Annotated in this window: 13 protein-coding genes; 5 read left to right on the plus strand and 8 right to left on the minus strand. The window is 68.2% G+C overall.

The window, feature by feature from the left end:
• Positions 1 to 2: 2 nt before the first annotated feature.
• The 4 genes from B7495_RS13940 to sucC all read right to left on the minus strand — a co-directional run bounded on the left by B7495_RS13940 (position 3) and on the right by sucC (position 5,095).
• Positions 3 to 1,262: a DUF6350 family protein gene (locus B7495_RS13940; RefSeq protein WP_205748683.1), complete on the minus strand. Its 1,260-nt coding sequence runs from the start codon at positions 1,260 to 1,262 to the stop codon at positions 3 to 5.
• A gap of 82 nt (positions 1,263 to 1,344) precedes the next feature.
• Positions 1,345 to 2,904: an APC family permease gene (locus tag B7495_RS13945; protein ID WP_088457116.1), complete on the minus strand. Its 1,560-nt coding sequence runs from the start codon at positions 2,902 to 2,904 to the stop codon at positions 1,345 to 1,347.
• Between the two features lie 124 nt (positions 2,905 to 3,028).
• On the minus strand, positions 3,029 to 3,916 hold the full coding sequence (sucD, locus tag B7495_RS13950; protein WP_088457117.1) for a succinate--CoA ligase subunit alpha: 888 nt from the start codon (positions 3,914 to 3,916) through the stop codon (positions 3,029 to 3,031).
• Positions 3,917 to 3,925: 9 nt separating this feature from the next.
• Positions 3,926 to 5,095: an ADP-forming succinate--CoA ligase subunit beta gene (gene sucC, locus B7495_RS13955; RefSeq protein ID WP_088457118.1), complete on the minus strand. Its 1,170-nt coding sequence runs from the start codon at positions 5,093 to 5,095 to the stop codon at positions 3,926 to 3,928.
• Between the two features lie 162 nt (positions 5,096 to 5,257).
• Between sucC and B7495_RS13960 the strand changes: the two genes are divergently transcribed.
• The 3 genes from B7495_RS13960 to B7495_RS13970 all read left to right on the plus strand — a co-directional run bounded on the left by B7495_RS13960 (position 5,258) and on the right by B7495_RS13970 (position 8,460).
• Positions 5,258 to 5,668, plus strand: a complete 411-nt coding sequence (locus B7495_RS13960; protein ID WP_088457119.1) for a DUF3054 domain-containing protein — start codon at positions 5,258 to 5,260, stop codon at positions 5,666 to 5,668.
• A gap of 180 nt (positions 5,669 to 5,848) precedes the next feature.
• Entirely contained in the window at positions 5,849 to 7,171 is a 1,323-nt protein-coding gene (locus B7495_RS13965) for a DUF1254 domain-containing protein (protein WP_088457120.1), read from the plus strand.
• Between the two features lie 206 nt (positions 7,172 to 7,377).
• Complete coding sequence (locus B7495_RS13970; protein ID WP_121678472.1) at positions 7,378 to 8,460, plus strand: IS30 family transposase; 1,083 nt, start codon at positions 7,378 to 7,380, stop codon at positions 8,458 to 8,460.
• 118 nt (positions 8,461 to 8,578) lie between these two features.
• Here the strand turns inward: B7495_RS13970 and B7495_RS18860 are convergent, their stop codons facing one another.
• The 4 genes from B7495_RS18860 to B7495_RS13990 form a co-directional block, all read right to left on the minus strand.
• A complete protein-coding gene (locus tag B7495_RS18860) occupies positions 8,579 to 8,803 on the minus strand; it encodes a hypothetical protein (RefSeq protein WP_151199579.1) in 225 nt (74 codons plus the stop codon).
• A 146-nt stretch (positions 8,804 to 8,949) separates the two neighbouring features.
• Entirely contained in the window at positions 8,950 to 10,044 is a 1,095-nt protein-coding gene (locus B7495_RS13980; protein WP_240632258.1) for an FUSC family protein, read from the minus strand.
• Positions 10,041 to 12,506 (minus strand): ATP-dependent helicase, encoded by a 2,466-nt coding sequence (locus B7495_RS13985; RefSeq protein WP_088457122.1) that lies wholly within the window; start codon positions 12,504 to 12,506, stop codon positions 10,041 to 10,043. The genes B7495_RS13980 and B7495_RS13985 overlap by 4 nt, the downstream gene beginning before the upstream one ends.
• 53 nt (positions 12,507 to 12,559) lie before the next feature.
• Positions 12,560 to 13,597, minus strand: a complete 1,038-nt coding sequence (locus B7495_RS13990; RefSeq protein WP_088457123.1) for a glycerophosphodiester phosphodiesterase family protein — start codon at positions 13,595 to 13,597, stop codon at positions 12,560 to 12,562.
• Positions 13,598 to 13,635: 38 nt separating this feature from the next.
• On the opposite strand from B7495_RS13990, the gene B7495_RS13995 reads away from it, so the two are divergent.
• Together B7495_RS13995 and B7495_RS14000 are read left to right on the plus strand one after the other, a co-directional pair.
• Positions 13,636 to 14,166 (plus strand): hypothetical protein, encoded by a 531-nt coding sequence (locus B7495_RS13995; RefSeq protein ID WP_088457124.1) that lies wholly within the window; start codon positions 13,636 to 13,638, stop codon positions 14,164 to 14,166.
• Positions 14,167 to 14,268: 102 nt separating this feature from the next.
• A complete protein-coding gene (locus B7495_RS14000; RefSeq protein WP_088457125.1) occupies positions 14,269 to 15,084 on the plus strand; it encodes a Bax inhibitor-1/YccA family protein in 816 nt (271 codons plus the stop codon).
• Positions 15,085 to 15,136 lie beyond the last annotated feature (52 nt).

Genomic DNA, 15,136 nt, shown 5'->3' on the forward strand with positions numbered 1-15,136 from the left:
GCCTACCGTTTCGTTGAGAGTTCCTCGGCACCGGAGTCCGTGCTCCGGGCCCGTCGGCCACCGACGAGCATACCGAGTGCGGCGGCGATGCCCACCTCCAGGGCGGTCAACGCCCCGACGAGCAGCGGGTTGGGACCGACTTCGGCGAGCCGCCCCGGTGCCATCGCCCCGGCCGACCACCAGGCGAGCAGGCCAAGCAGGATGCCGGCGACAACGCCCATCAGGGCACCGGTGCCGAGCATCCGCGCCGTGCCGTGCAGGGCGTTGGCGCGCTTGTCGACGCTTTGCCGCACGAGCACCGCCACCACGAAGCCGATCAGCACCGGAACGAGCAGGCCCAGGAAACCGAACTCCAGGGTGCCGTTCGGCAGCGCGCCGAACAGCGGCAGGCCGGGCACGGAGCCGAGCGTCGTGCCGAGCGGGGAGACGCTGTTGCCGGTGCCGAGGGCGATCCCGGGGCCGACGAACCAGCTGGCCGCCCAGACGACGACGTTCGGGATGAAAGCGAGCTGCCCGATCGTGAGGGCGATGCCGCCCATCACCCCGGCCTGCAGAGTCTCGTAGAGCCCGATCACGGTGGCGAAATTGGCCAGCACCGACACGCACACGGCCACGGCGGAGACGACCATGATGCCGGCGACGACGGCGGTGCCACCGCGGAGCGCGGTGCCGAGCTGGCTGCGCAGTTCGGCGGGGATCCGGGCCAGCTGGTTGGCGACCGGTCGTCTCACCCGGTCCGGCAGCACCGTCCCGGCCGTGCGGTTCGCGCCGGCCAGGCCGATCAGCACACCGATGGCGAAGACCAGGGTGGGCAGCAGGATGCCCTGCACCGGCGCCGGCGTGACGACGGCGGTTCCGGCGGAGAAGGTGAGCAGCGCGGCGAGCAGCCCATAACTGAGCACGGCCACACCTGCCGCGGTGAGGCTGTACTCGGTGCCGGCGGCGCGGCGGCCGGTGCGCACACCCAACAGCACCGAGAGCAGGGCGAAACCGAGCAGCGCGATGCTCAGGGTGAACGGCAGTTCTGCGCCGGCCAGGCCCAGCGAGGCCGAGACGTCGACGGGCAGCTGCACCGTGAGGTCGACGCCGTTGCCGAGCAGCCAGACGTCCACGGCGGCACGCCAGAAGACGAACCAGTCGATGCCCAGACCGTAGTGGGTGCCCCACAGGATCGTGAGCGGCACCAGGGCGATGCCGACTCCGATGGCGACGACAATGAGCGCCTCGAGCGCGGCGAGCAGGGCAGTCGTTATACGGTTCATATCCGAGAGGGAGCTTATCCTGGCCCGGCTTCGGGTTCGTCGTACCCCGCCGGGCTCGGGCCGAATCCCCGGCGAATCCGCCTTAGATCCCGCCGTCCACCGACCGGATCACCGGCAGATCCTCGTCGGGCACCAGCACCGCGGTATCCCGGTTGAGCGACTCGCCGCGGAAGAACGGCTTGGCGCCGGCGAAGAACGACCAGACGATCATCAGCAGCACCCCGAACAACAGCGACCCGACGCCGACCACGAAGACACCGCCGACGCCGAACAGCACCGTGTAGCCGTAGTCGGGATCGAGCATGTCCCACACCGAGAACCCGAACGCCGCGGTGAGCAGCAGCGACCCGAGCAGCGGGAAGACGAAGCGCATCCAGGCGTTACGCCAGCTGGTGAACAGGTCGTGCCGGAAGTACCAGACGCAGGCGTAGCCGGTGATGGCGTAGTAGAACGCGATCGCCAGGCCCAGGGAGAGGATGGTGTCGTTGAGGATGTTGGAGCTGACCAGGGTCATTCCCACGTAGAAGGCCACCGCGACGATGCCCATGATCAGGGTGGAGAACGACGGGGTGTGGAAGCGCGGGTGCACCTGGGCGAACCGGCTCGGCAGGGCCTTGTAGACGGCCATCGCGAGGGTTCCCCGGGCGGTGGGCAGGATGGTGGTCTGGGTCGACGAGATCGCCGAGATCATCACGGCGGCCACGAGCAGCCAGGCCCACGGCCCGAACACGGCGTCCTTGAGCGCAAAGAAGACGTCATCGGCGTTGCCCTCGTTGCCGAGGCCGAATCCCTCGGTGCCGAGGCCGGCGTAGGCCATTGCCGCGACGGCGACGCCCACGTAGGTGACCAGCAGGATGATCGTGGTCAGCACCGCCGCCTGGCCCGGGATCCGTTTGGGATCCTTGGTCTCCTCGTTCAGCGACAGGCAGGTGTCCCAGCCCCAGTAGATGAACAGAGCCAGCAGCACGCCCTCGACAAGGCCGGAGAACGAGGTGAGGGCGAACGGGTTGAACCACTCCGCCTGCGGGGTGGTCGAGCCGGCCGGGGCGGAGCCGTCGAACACCGCCCACAGGGTGAACACCGTGAAGAGGATCAGCGCCAGGTACTGGAAGCCCAGCAGCACGTTCTGCAGCTTTTCGCCGATCTCGATGCCCCGGTAGCTCACCCACACCATCAGAGCGATGAATACCACCCCGGTGAGGGTCACGAGAAGCGCGTTCTCGGCCAGGTCCGGCGCCACCAGCAGCCAGAAGTAGATTCCGCCGATCTGGGCGAGGTTGCCGAGCACCACGATGCCGGCCACCGCCACACCCCAGCCGCCCATCCAGCCCACCCACGGGCCGAACGCCTTGGTCGCCCAGGTGAACGTCGTGCCGCAGTCGGGGATGTCCCGGTTCAGCTCCCGGTAGGCGAACGCCACCAGCAGCATCGGGATGAACGCGATGACGAACACCACGGGGGCCTGCGCACCCACGGCGAGCACCACAAAACCCAGCGTGGCGGCCAGGGAGTACACCGGGGCCGTGGAAGCGAGCCCGATGACCGTGGAGCCGAATAGGCCCAGCGTTCCGGCGGCCAGGCCCTTGCCCGAGGCGGGGGCGGGCTCGGGCCGGACCGGGGCCGTAGCGTCGTTGCGGGACATGGTCCTCCGATCGAAGGCCGCGGCATCCGCTTGTGCGGGTACACGCGTGCGTGCATAGTACTCGCCGCCCCGCGCGCGACAAAGGGCCCGCCGGATCGGCGGGCCCTTCGTCGTTCGGTGCGGTCTACAGCGCGGCGAGGACCTCGCGCAGCAGGGTCGCGGTCTCGCTCGGCGTCTTGCCGACCTTGACCCCGGCGGCCTCGAGGGCCTCCTTCTTTCCCTGCGCGGTTCCTGCCCCGTCGGAGACGATGGCGCCGGCGTGGCCCATGGTCTTGCCCTCCGGTGCGGTGAAGCCGGCCACATAGCCCACGACAGGCTTGGTGACGTGTGCCTTGATGTACTCGGCGGCCTTCTCCTCGGCGTCGCCGCCGATCTCGCCGATCATGACGATCGCGAGGGTCTCCGGGTCGGCCTCGAACGCGGCGAGCGCGTCGATGTGGGTGGTGCCGATGATCGGGTCGCCGCCGATGCCGATGGCGGTGGAGAAGCCCAGGTCGCGCAGCTCGTACATCATCTGGTAGGTCAGGGTGCCCGACTTGGAGACCAGGCCGACCGGTCCCTTGCCGGTGATGTTCGCCGGCGTGATGCCCACGAGCGCCTCACCGGGCGTGATGATGCCGGGGCAGTTCGGCCCGATGATGCGGGTCTTGTTGCCCTTCTCCTGGGCGTAGGCCCAGAACTCGGCGGAGTCCTGCACGGGCACGCCCTCGGTGATGATCACGAGCAGGCCGATTTCGGCGTCGATCGCTTCGAGAACAGCGTCCTTGGTGAAGGCCGGCGGCACGAACGCGATGGAGACATCCGCGCCGGTCTTCTCCATGGCTTCGGCAACCGTGCCGAAGACGGGCAGTTCGACGTCGCCGTGGGTGACGGTGGTGCCGGCCTTGCGGGCGTTGACGCCGCCGACGATCTGGGTACCGGCCTTGAGCATCAGGGCGGTGTGCTTGGTACCCTCGCCGCCGGTGATGCCCTGAACGATGACCTTGGAGTCCTTGTTGAGGAAGATTGACATTCTGTTCCCTTACTTCGCGGCGTTGGCGAGTTCGGCGGCCTTGGCGGCGCCCTCGTCCATGGTGGCGGCCAGGGTGACCAGCGGGTGGTTGGCCTCGTTGAGGATGCGGCGGCCTTCTTCGACGTTGTTGCCGTCGAGGCGCACCACGAGGGGCTTGTTCGCGGCGTCGCCGAGGGTGGCGAGCGCGCCGACGATGCCGTGGGCCACGGCGTCGCAGGCGGTGATGCCGCCGAAGACGTTGACGAAGACGCTCTTGACCTGCGGGTCACCGAGAATCACGTCGAGGCCCGCGGCCATGACGGCAGCGGATGCTCCGCCGCCGATGTCGAGGAAGTTGGCCGGCTTGACGCCGCCGTGCTCCTCGCCGGCGTAGGCGACCACGTCGAGGGTGGACATGACCAGCCCGGCGCCGTTGCCGATGATGCCGACCTCGCCGTCGAGCTTCACGTAGTTGAGGTCGTTCTGCTTGGCCTTGGCCTCGAGCGGGTCGGCGGCGGCCTTGTCCTCGAGCGCGGCGTGGCCCGGGTGGCGGAAGCCGGCGTTCTCGTCGATGGTGACCTTGCCGTCCAGGGCGATGATGTCGCCCTCTTCGGTGAGCACCAGCGGGTTGACCTCGACGAGGGTGGCGTCTTCGCCGGCGAACACGCTGTACAGCTGCACGAAGACCGGGGCGACCTTGTCAACCAGCTCGGCCGGGAACTTCGCCTGGACGGCGATCTCCTTGGCCTTGGCCAGGTCGATGCCGGCGGTGGGGTCGATGGCCACGTAGGCGAGAGCCTCGGGCTTCTCCACCGCGAGGACCTCGATCTCCACGCCGCCCTCGTAGCTGGCGAGCGAGAGGTAGGAGCGGTTGGAACGGTCCAGCAGCACGGAGAAGTAGAACTCCTGATTGATGCGGGCTCCCCCGGCGACCATCACCCGGTGCACGGTGTGCCCCTTGATGTCCAGGCCCAGAATGGCGCGCCCGGCGGCTTCGGCTTCATCCGGGGTCTTGGCGACCTTCACGCCGCCGGCCTTGCCGCGGCCGCCGACCTTGACCTGCGCCTTGACGACGACGACACCGCCGAGCTTCTCGGCTGCGGCGCGCACCTCCTCGGGCGTGTCTGCGATGATGCCCGGCAGAACCGGGACTCCATACTGCTCAAACAGGTCTCTGGCCTGGTATTCGTAAAGATCCACGCTGCTCTTCCAATCCGCGTCATAGCGTTCCGTGCATGGGGTAGGTGTGGTCTGGCTCCCGGCGCGAAACTAGCTCGACGTCGAGAGATACTGACCATCTCAAACTCTACCTTCTCAGATGAGCGGCCGTGCCCGCTGGTCGAGCGCCGGTATTCTGGGCCCATGCCGAATCGCAATGCCAGCCTCGCCATCGTTTCGCTTGCGGCAGGTCTGGATGCGGCCATGCTGCTGCTCTTCGTGGTGATCGGTCGGGCCAGCCACGGCGAGGGCCTCTGGGGCGTGCTGGTCACCTGGTGGCCGTTCCTGGCCGGTCTGGTCGTTGCCTGGCTGGTTCTTACGGCCCGGCGCACACCGCTGCGGATCGTCTGGACCGGGGTGGGCGTGTGGCTGATCACCGTAGTCGTGGCGATGCTGCTACGAGTCGTCAGCGGCCAGGGCGTGCAGCTCAGCTTTGTGATTGTGACCTTCCTCGTCCTCGGGGTGTTCCTGCTCGGTTGGCGCGCCATCGCGCTGTTAGTGCAACGCCAGCGCCGCCGCGGCGCATCCGTAGAGGGCTCCCGCCTCGCTGGTTGAGCCTGCCCTCGCGGGTTGAGCTTGTCGAAACCCGGTGACGTGCCGGCGATACCCGGCCCGCTCGCGCGCCCCGACCCCGCCGATGCCCTGTGCCCGGCCGCCGGGCTGGGCCACAATATCTGCGAACGGTTCGCTCGCCCTGGCATCCCCGGGTGGCCCGACCCCGCAGGAGGATCACTCATGAGCACCCTGTCGATCGACCCGAAGACCCTGGCCGAGGAGGCCTACCTCTACCTGTACCCGCTGGTGCTGATGGAGGTCACCCGGCAGCAGAGCATCAACACGGCGCCGGGACGCATCTTCGGCCGGGGTCCCGAGAACACCTTCGTGCATACCCGCAGCTTCCCGGCGGCCGAGTTCCGCGACGTCGTGCGGCCCAACTTCGACACCCTCTATTCGATCGCCTGGCTCGAGCTCGGCGCGGGCCCTGTCGTGATCCACCTGCCCGACACAGCCGACCGCTACTACCTGTTGCCCCTGATCGACATGTGGACCGAGGTCTTCGCCAACCCGGGCAAGCGCACCACGGGGACCGCGGCGCTGGACATCCTCGTGGTGCCGCCCGGCTGGTCGGGCGAGCCGCCGGACGGCCACGCGCTCATCCAGGCGCCCACCCCGCACGTCTGGGTCGTGGGCCGGTTCCAGACCAACGGTGTCGACGACTACCCGGTGGTGCGGGCGCTGCAAGACCAGCTGTCGCTCACTCTGCCGCCGGAATACGTGGAGTTTCCGCTCGACCCGACGGTGGACTCAACCACTCCGCCGGTGCGCACGGTGGCCCAGCTGAGCGGTGTGGAGTTCTTCCGCCGCGCCGCCTCGGCGTTGCGGACCGTGCCGGTGCACGGGACCGACTTCTCGGTCCTTGCCCGGATCCGGCACCTCGGCATCGTGCCGGGCCTGTCCTTCGACAGCACGCGGCTGGATGCGGCGGACACCGCTCTGTTGGAGGACGGGGTGGCCGAGGCCAGGGCGACCATGCTGGCCACCCTGCCGCTGATGGGCCGGCGTGTGAACGGCTGGTTGCTCAACGTGGAGACCATGGGCAACTACGGCAACGACTACCTCAAGCGCGCCGTGGTCGCGCTGGTGGGCCTCGGCGCGAACCCGCCGGAGGACGCGGTCTACCCGATCCTCATGACGGATGCCGACGGCCGGCCCCTCGACGGAGGGAACCGCTATCGGCTGCATTTCGAGAGGCACGAGCTGCCGCCCGTCGACGCGTTCTGGTCCCTGACCATGTACGACGCGGACGGTTTCCCGGCCGCCAACCCGATCGACAGGTACGCGATCGGCGACAGGGATGCGCTGCACTACAACGCCGACGGGTCCCTCGACCTGGTCCTGCAGCACGAGCGGCCGGCGGATGGCTTGATCGCCAACTGGCTGCCGGCGCCGCTGGGGCCGCTCGGGGTGACGATGCGCCTGTACGGCCCTCGCCGCGAGGTGCTCGACGGCGCCTGGGTGCCCCCGGCGGTCACCCGGCTGGAGGTAAGGAAAAAGTGACTTTACCAGGACGGGATCGGACGCGGGCTCAAGGGGTCAGCGCAACACTCTGACTTCTTGGAGTGATGATGCGTATTCCTGTTTCCCGTGCTGTGCGTCGGGTGTTCTGGACAGCGATTCGGGACGGAGCTACGACGCAGGACGCTGCCGCGGTTGCGGGCATGTCATCGCAGGAGGGTGACGTGTGGTTCCGCAATGCTGGTGGCATGACACCGTTGTCGTTGAATCCGCCATCCGAACGGTTTTTGTCGATTCGTGAACGCGAGCTGATTCTGGCCGGGATCAGCGCCGGCCTGTCGATCAGAGCGATCAGCCGGTCGATCGGACGCAATCCGTCGACGGTGCTGCGGGAGTTGGAGCGAAATCTGCCTCATCAATACCGACCGCGGTCGAGGATGGGGCGGCCCCGTTCGACGCCGGTCAAGTACTCGCCGTCGTTAGCGCAGCGTCGCGCAGATCTGAGGATGTCCCGCCCGAAACCAGCGAAACTGGCCCTGAATGACAGGCTCCGGGACGAGGTTCAGAATCGGCTATCGGAGAAGGCCAGCCCGGAGCAGATCATGCGACGATTGCGGTTGGACTTCCCCGACGATCCGGAGATGCGGGTGTCACACGAAACGATCTACCAATCCCTGTATGTTCAGGGCCGCGGGGCGTTGCGCCGCGACCTGACAGTGGCGTTGCGCACTGGGAGAGCGCTCCGTAAACCGCAACGCCGGGCCACCCAACGCCAGGGCCGGATCCGCGACATGGTGCTGATCAGCGACCGGCCCGCCGAGGTCGAAGACCGGGCAGTTCCCGGACACTGGGAGGGTGACCTGATCGTCGGCAAAGACAGCGGCTCCGCGATCGGCACCCTGGTCGAACGCACAACCCGGTTCGTGATGCTGCTGCACCTGCCCGACAAACACGGCGCCGACGAGGTCCAGCAGGCGATGATCGAGACCATGGGCAGGTTGCCGGAATTCCTCCGCAAATCCGTCACGTGGGACCAGGGCAAAGAAATGGCCAATCACGCGCAGATCCGAATCGCCCTCGACATGGACATCTACTTCTGCAACCCGCACTCACCCTGGCAGCGCGGCAGCAACGAGAACACCAACGGTCTGCTGCGCCAGTACTTCCCGAAAGGCACAGACCTCTCCGGCTACCACCACGACTACCTCGACTACGTCGCCAACCAGCTCAACGACCGCCCCCGCAAAACCCTCGACTGGAAAACCCCGAAAGAAGCCCTCAACGAGCTACTCTCGAAGCCACAACCGACCGGTGTTGCGCTGACCGGTTGAATCCGCCGGACGCAGCATCCCTTTTTTCGACCGATGTCCTGATAAACGGCCGTCAGCCGCACGAGGCCCCGCACGAGCAGTCGCCCAGGCGCGACGCTGCCGAACCGTCCCACCAGGGTCAGCGGTCGACGGACTCGTCATCGTCAATGTCGTCGCCGAGGTCGACGAGCCGGTTGTCGGCGTCGTCGCCCCACTCGTCGGTGGTCTCCACGTCGGTCGGCGCGATGTCCTCGGCGTTGGGAAGCAGCTCTTCGTCCGCGGGGATCTCAAGGTCGTCGACGACGCGGTTATCGTCGAGCGCCTCGGGGTCGTGCGGCCACAGGCCGTCGGATTCCTGGGTCATGATCGAACCTCCTTCGGACGCGAGCCGACGCTGAACGGTGCGGGTATCGGGTGACCGGGACGGCTGCAGTGCGCGGGTCCCGGTGCAGGACACCGTACCGTCGTCGGTGGTCGGCGACAAGGCGTCGGTGGCCCACACGGCACGGGTCAGAGTGGGGTGCCGGCGCGCCGGGCCAGGCCCGCGCGGGTGGCGACCACGATCACCAGGGCGACGGCGCCGCCCAGAACCGTTTCCACGACCCTGTCGACCAGAAGTTCCGACACCGGCACCGGGCTGCCCAGGTGCGACACCGTCAGCGCCAGCGGTGTGATGAACAGCAGCGCGGCACCGTAGTGTTTGCCCACCAGGATCTCGGCGCCGAACTGGCCGATCGCGATCACCAGGATCAACACCCAGACGGGCGGGCCCGGCAACAGCACCAACCCCGTCACCAGGACCCCGAGCGCGGTGCCGAAAATACGGTGGAACGCGCGGGAGGTGGAGTGCCTGGCGCCGGGCGGCGGCAAGACTGCCACCACGCTCACCACCGCCCAGTACGGATGACCGATGCCCACGAGAATGGCCAGGCCGCCGGCGACCAGGCTGCCCACCACCATCTGCCCGATCGACAGCCAGACCCGGCCGTCACGGTACGCGGTCGGGTTGAGGCGGGGCTGCCTCGGCAGCTGCTTGAACAGCGGGGCCGACCGCTCCGGCGCGGCCCTGCGCAGCAGAGTACCCGACATCGTCACCAGCCAAGCGAAGGCGGCACCGGCCACGCCCACGAGCAGCCGGGTCAGCACCTGGTCGGGCTCGGTGGGCACCTGGGCGCACACCGTGTAGGCGAACACGAAGAACAGCGGCGTGCCGGGGAACAGTCCCATCGTGTTGACCAGCAGCACTCCGAGAACCAACACCACGATCAGGCCCAGCGTCAGCAGGCCGAGCGGCGCCCCGAGCGCCGCCAACAGCAACCCGAAACCGATGCTGCAGACCATCCCCACGGCCGCCACGCTCACCGACCTGGCCCGCAGCCGGTACGGTTCGCTGCGTCCGAACAGGGCCGTCATGCCGCCGAACGAGGCGTACACGGCCCAGTCGATGCGCCCGGCAAGCACCAGCACGATGAGCGGAATCACCATAGCCAGCGTCGCCCGGGTGGCGACCTCCAGGTCGAGGGCGCGCAGGGACCGCGCCCACTGCCTCAGTGTCTCGGGCCGGGAGCGGGCATCCGCTGAATCGTCGTGGTGTGGCGCCGTCACTCGATCTTCTCGATCGGGGCGATCTTGATCAAGAGCTTCTTCGCCCCGCTGGTGTCGAACTGCACGTGCGCGATGCGTTTGGTGCCTTCGCCGGTGACCTGGTTGACCTTGCCGTCACCGAAGTCGACGTGACGGATGCGGTCTCCCGCGTTCAGGCTGAGGTCACCGTTGTCGCGCACCTGCGCGGTGACCCGGTTGGCCCACTCGGTCTTCGGCTTGGGTGCCGGCGGCAGCTGGCCCGGGGTGCCGCTGCGGCTGCCGAAGCCGCCGCCGTCGCGGCGCGCGTTGAGCGCCCGGGGCTGGGTGCCGCCGCGGGAATTGGCCATGCCGGGCGACTGTTTCCAGTCGATCAGCGTGGCCGGGATCTCCTGCAGGTAGCGGCTGGGCATGGCCACGTTGACCTCGCCGAACTGGGCGCGGGTCATCGCCAGCGACAGGTAGAGCCGCTGCCGGGCCCGGGTGATGCCCACGTAGAAGAGACGCCGTTCCTCGGCGGGCCCGCCGGGTTCACCGGCCGACATCTGGTGCGGCAGCAGCCCCTCCTCGACGCCGGTGAGGAACACGGCCTCGTATTCGAGGCCCTTGGCGGTGTGCAGCGTCATCAGCGACACGGTGCCGGAGGCGTCGTCGAGGTCGTCGGCGGCCGCGACGAGGGACACCTGGGTGAGGAAGTCGACCAGGCCGGCGTCGGGGTTCTCCCGGTTGAAGTCCTTGGTCTGGGCGACGAGCTCCTCGATGTTCTCCGCCCGCACCTCGTCCTGCGCGTCGCGGCTGGCGCGCAGCACCGCGAGCAGACCGCTGCCGTCGAGCAGGAAGGTGAGCAGGTCGCTGACGTTGGCGGCTCCGGCCGGGTTCTCCGGGTCCATCATGAGGGCGGCCGAATCGAGCAGGGTTGCCAGCTGCAGAATCGCGCCGGTCACCTTGGGCCCCAGGCCCAGCCCGCCGGAGTCGCGCATGGCCTGGCGGAAGGAGATGCCGTTGGTCTCGGCGAAGCTGGCCAGCTGGGTTTCGGTGGCCGGGCCGATGCCGCGCTTGGGGGTGTTCAGGATGCGGCGGAGCGCCAGTTCGTCCAGCGGGTTGGCGACGGCGACGAGGTAGGCCAGCGCATCCTTTATCTCGGCGCGTTCGTAGAACTTGGTGCCGCCGACGACGCGGTACGGCACCGCGGCGCGTACCAGGATTTCTTCCAGCGCACGGGTCTGCGCGTTGGTGCGGTAGAACACCGCCATGTCGCGGTAGGCCATACCAGCGCGGTGCAGCACCTCGATCTCGTCGGCCACGAATTGGGCCTCGTCGTGCCCGTTGTACGCGGTGTAGCCCACGATCTTCTCGCCGTCGCCGCCGGCGCTCCAGAGCCGCTTCTCGCGGCGGTCGAAGTTGTTGCCGATCACGGCGTTCGCGGCCGAGAGGATGTTCTGGGTGGAGCGGTAGTTCTGCTCGAGCAGGATCACCTTGGTGCCGGGGAAGTCCCGTTCGAACTCGGTGATGTTGCGGCTGGAGGCGCCGCGGAACGCGTAGATGGACTGGTCGGAGTCGCCGACGACGGTCAGCGACGCACCGGGGATCTGGCCGGAGGCATCCTGCAGGTTCTTGACGTGCAGGCCCGCATCCTCCATGTCGTCGGCCAGTTCGGCGTCGACAGGGCGGGTGAGCTCACGCACCAGCGCGTACTGGGCGTGGTTGGTGTCCTGGTATTCGTCGACCAGGATGTGCCGGAACCGGCGCCGGTACAGTGCCGCGACCTTGGGGAAGGCCCGGAACAGGAACACGGTCTCGCCGATCAGGTCGTCGAAGTCGAGGGCGCTGGCCGCGCGCAGCCGCCGCGTGTACTGGCGGAAGATCTCGACGAACATGACCTCCTGCGGGTCGCTCATGTTCGCGTTGCGGGCGTAGGAATCGACATCCGCCAGCTCGTTCTTGAGCTTGGAGATCTTGGACGCCACGTTGCCGGGTGTGAAGCCGAGGGTGTCGGCGTCGAGCTGTTTGATGATGCGTTTGATGGTGACCTTGGAGTCGGCCGAGTCGTAGATGCTGAAGTTCGCCGACAGTCCCGCGCTCTCGGCCTCGCGGCGCAGGATGCGCACGCACGAGGAGTGGAAGGTGCTGATCCACATGCCGTCGGATGCCTGACCGAGCAGGGCCTTCACTCGTTCGCGCATCTCGGCGGCGGCCTTGTTGGTGAACGTGATCGCCAGGATCTGGCTGGGCCACGCCTCGCGGGTCTCGATCAGGCCGGCGACCCGGCGGGTGAGCACGCTGGTCTTGCCCGAGCCGGCGCCGGCGACGATCAGCAGGGCCGGGCCGCGGTACTTGACGGCCTCGAGCTGCTGCGGGTTGAGGCCGTCGAAGAGCGGGCTCTGCTGCTCGGAACCGGCGTCGGGGCCCGCTCGTCCGTCGAGGATGATCGGGGTCGCGGACGCCCTGGTCGCGGGGGCGTTGGGCAGGTCTGGAGACAAAGTCATGGCCAGCCAATTCTAGGCGCAGCCGCCGACATCCGCCCCGCGGCGGGTAGGGGTCAGGCGGGTGAGAGCGGATGCGGCAGCCCGGCGGACAGCCCGTCGCGCACGTGTACCGCCAGGTCGGGCTGGTCGGCGAAGACCCCGTCGATGCCGGTGTCCATGATGGTGCGGAACTCGGCCTGCCAGTTGCCGAAGTCGGCCTTGCGGGTGCCGACCCTGAAGCTGGGGGCCAGGAACCGGTTCTCCGGTCGCAGCGTCCAGGTGTAGATCGCCAGGCCGGCGGCGTGGGCGGCGTCCACCAGGTCTGAGGCGCCGTCGATGTTGCCGTCGGGGCCGGTGTGCAGGATGAGGGATTTGGGCACGCTGATGCCGTCGAGCTGGTGGCCGAGCTGGTACAGCGCCAGGTCGGTGAGGTAATCCGCGTAGGTGGTGGCCCGGTCGCCGAACCTGGCAACGAGATCGGCGGGTGCTCCGCTGGCCTCGAGCAGGAACACCCGACGGCCGAAGACGCCGCGCGCCTGCACCTGGGCCAGCACCGTGCGTTCGAAGCTCTCGATGGTGAGCCGGCCCTCCCCGGTGTTCCAGCCGGCTTCGTTGACCTCGGCGGCGAACAGTTCGTCCAGCGGCAGCCCGATGGACTCGAAGTAGCTGGCGTGCTTGATCTCGGCGACAACGCCGAGCTCCCGATCCAACGGCGCCTCCACCCGATCGACCAGACGGAACACGTCGCGCAGCCGCAGGAGCGGGAAGAGTCCGTCGAAGCTGGCGCTCAGGCCGCGCAGGGCGGGCAGCCGCTCGCGGGCGCGCAGGGTGCGCAGCTCCGCCCAGGTGAAGTCCTCGGTGAACCAGCCGGTCATGGCGACACCGTCGATCACCTTCTCCGTGCGGCGGCCGGCGAATTCGGGGTGGGAGGCCACATCCGTCGTGCCGGAGATCTCGTTCTCGTGCCGCACCACCAGCACGCCGTCCTTGGTGGCGACGATGTCGGGCTCGACGGCGTCGGCGCCCAGGGCGAACGCGAGCCTGTAGGCGGCTTCGGTGTGCTCCGGGCGGTAGCCGCTGGCACCGCGGTGAGCGATCACGAGGGGTGGCATGTCCCAAGGTTAGCCGCGGCCTGCCAGAATCTTGTGTTGTGACCACCTGGATCGACCCGACACCCCGCGTGCGCTGGGGCGACCCCCGATGGCGGTATGCGGTGGGCCTCCTGATGATCCTGCTCGGCGCGGCCCTGACCAACATGGTCAGCACCTACAGCCTGTGGTTCGTCCTGGTCGGGCCCTGCGCGCAGCTGCTCGGCTGGCTGATCCTGCCCGGTGCCCTTTGGCGCCGGCTGGTCGTGATCCTGCCGTGCCTGCTGGCCGCGCTCGTGCTCATCGCCGGCCCGGATTTCGCGGGAGCATTCGCGGTGTTGCTGGCCGGATGGCTGTTCACCCGGCACCGGCCGGGGCGCAGCTATCTGGCCCTGATCCCGGTGATCGTCCTGAGCTTCGTGCTCAAGGGCGCCCTGAACGAGTACAGCCAGCACTGGATTGGGCTGCTGAGCGGTTCTCTGGCCAGTGTGGCCTGCGCCTGGTTGGGCTGGGCGCTGGCGCTCTGGCGTCAACGCGAGATGGCCGCCGGGCCCGCCGCAGCCACCGTTCCCGACCCGGTCAAGGCTGAGTAGACTCTCAGCAAACTACGGGTTGATCCGGTAGATTTGTGGCACAGACTCGCGCGTCGGACACCGGCGCGCACCCCTCACCAGCTGATTGTTAGGCAGGAAACCATGGCTACCTCCAACCCCGCATTTAGAAACGCCGCGTTCGGCGCTCCCGGCGCCGTTGCCACGTCCAAGGTGCTCTCCGACAACGACCTGCAGGCGCTCTACAACTCGCCCTCCGCCGGTTCGCAGGACACCGACCGGATGACCTACGAGGACACCATCGGGAAGACCGTCCTGGCCTTCGCGATCCTGCTGGCCGCCGCGGCGACAGCGTGGGTGCTCACCCCGGTGATGCCGTTCCTGGTCATCCTCGGTGGGATCGGCGGGCTCGTGCTCGGCCTGGTCAACGCCTTCAAGAAAGAGCCGTCGCCGCCCCTGATCCTCGCCTACGCAGCGCTTGAGGGACTGTTCGTCGGTGGCATCTCCCGCATCTTCGAGCAGATCGCCCCCGGGGTCGTCGTGCAGGCCGTCATCGCCACCCTCGTGGTCGTCGGTGTCACCCTGGCGCTGTTCTCCAGCGGCAAGATCCGCGCCTCGAAGCGGGCCACCAAGGTGTTCCTCATCGCGATGGTCGGCTACGCGGTCTTCTCCCTGGTCAACTTCGGCATGATGATGTTCGGCGCCGTCGACGGTGCGTTCGGCATGCGCAGCGGCACCATCGCGATCGCCGGTTTCGAGATCAAGCTGGGACTGCTCATCGGGGTGCTGGCCGTGCTGATGGCGGCGTACTCCCTCGTGCTCGACTTCGACTTCATCCAGAAGGGCGTCAATAACCGCGCTCCCCGCAAGTACGGCTGGAGTGGCGCGTTCGGCATCATGGTCACGGTCGTCTGGCTCTACATCGAGCTGCTGCGCATCTTCATGATCGCCCGCGAGTAGCGCTCCCCCGCACACCCCGAAAGGGCCGGCCCACCTCGGGCCGGCCCTTTCG

Source organism: Cryobacterium sp. LW097 (assembly GCF_002205495.2).
Taxonomy (GTDB): domain Bacteria; phylum Actinomycetota; class Actinomycetes; order Actinomycetales; family Microbacteriaceae; genus Cryobacterium; species Cryobacterium zongtaii.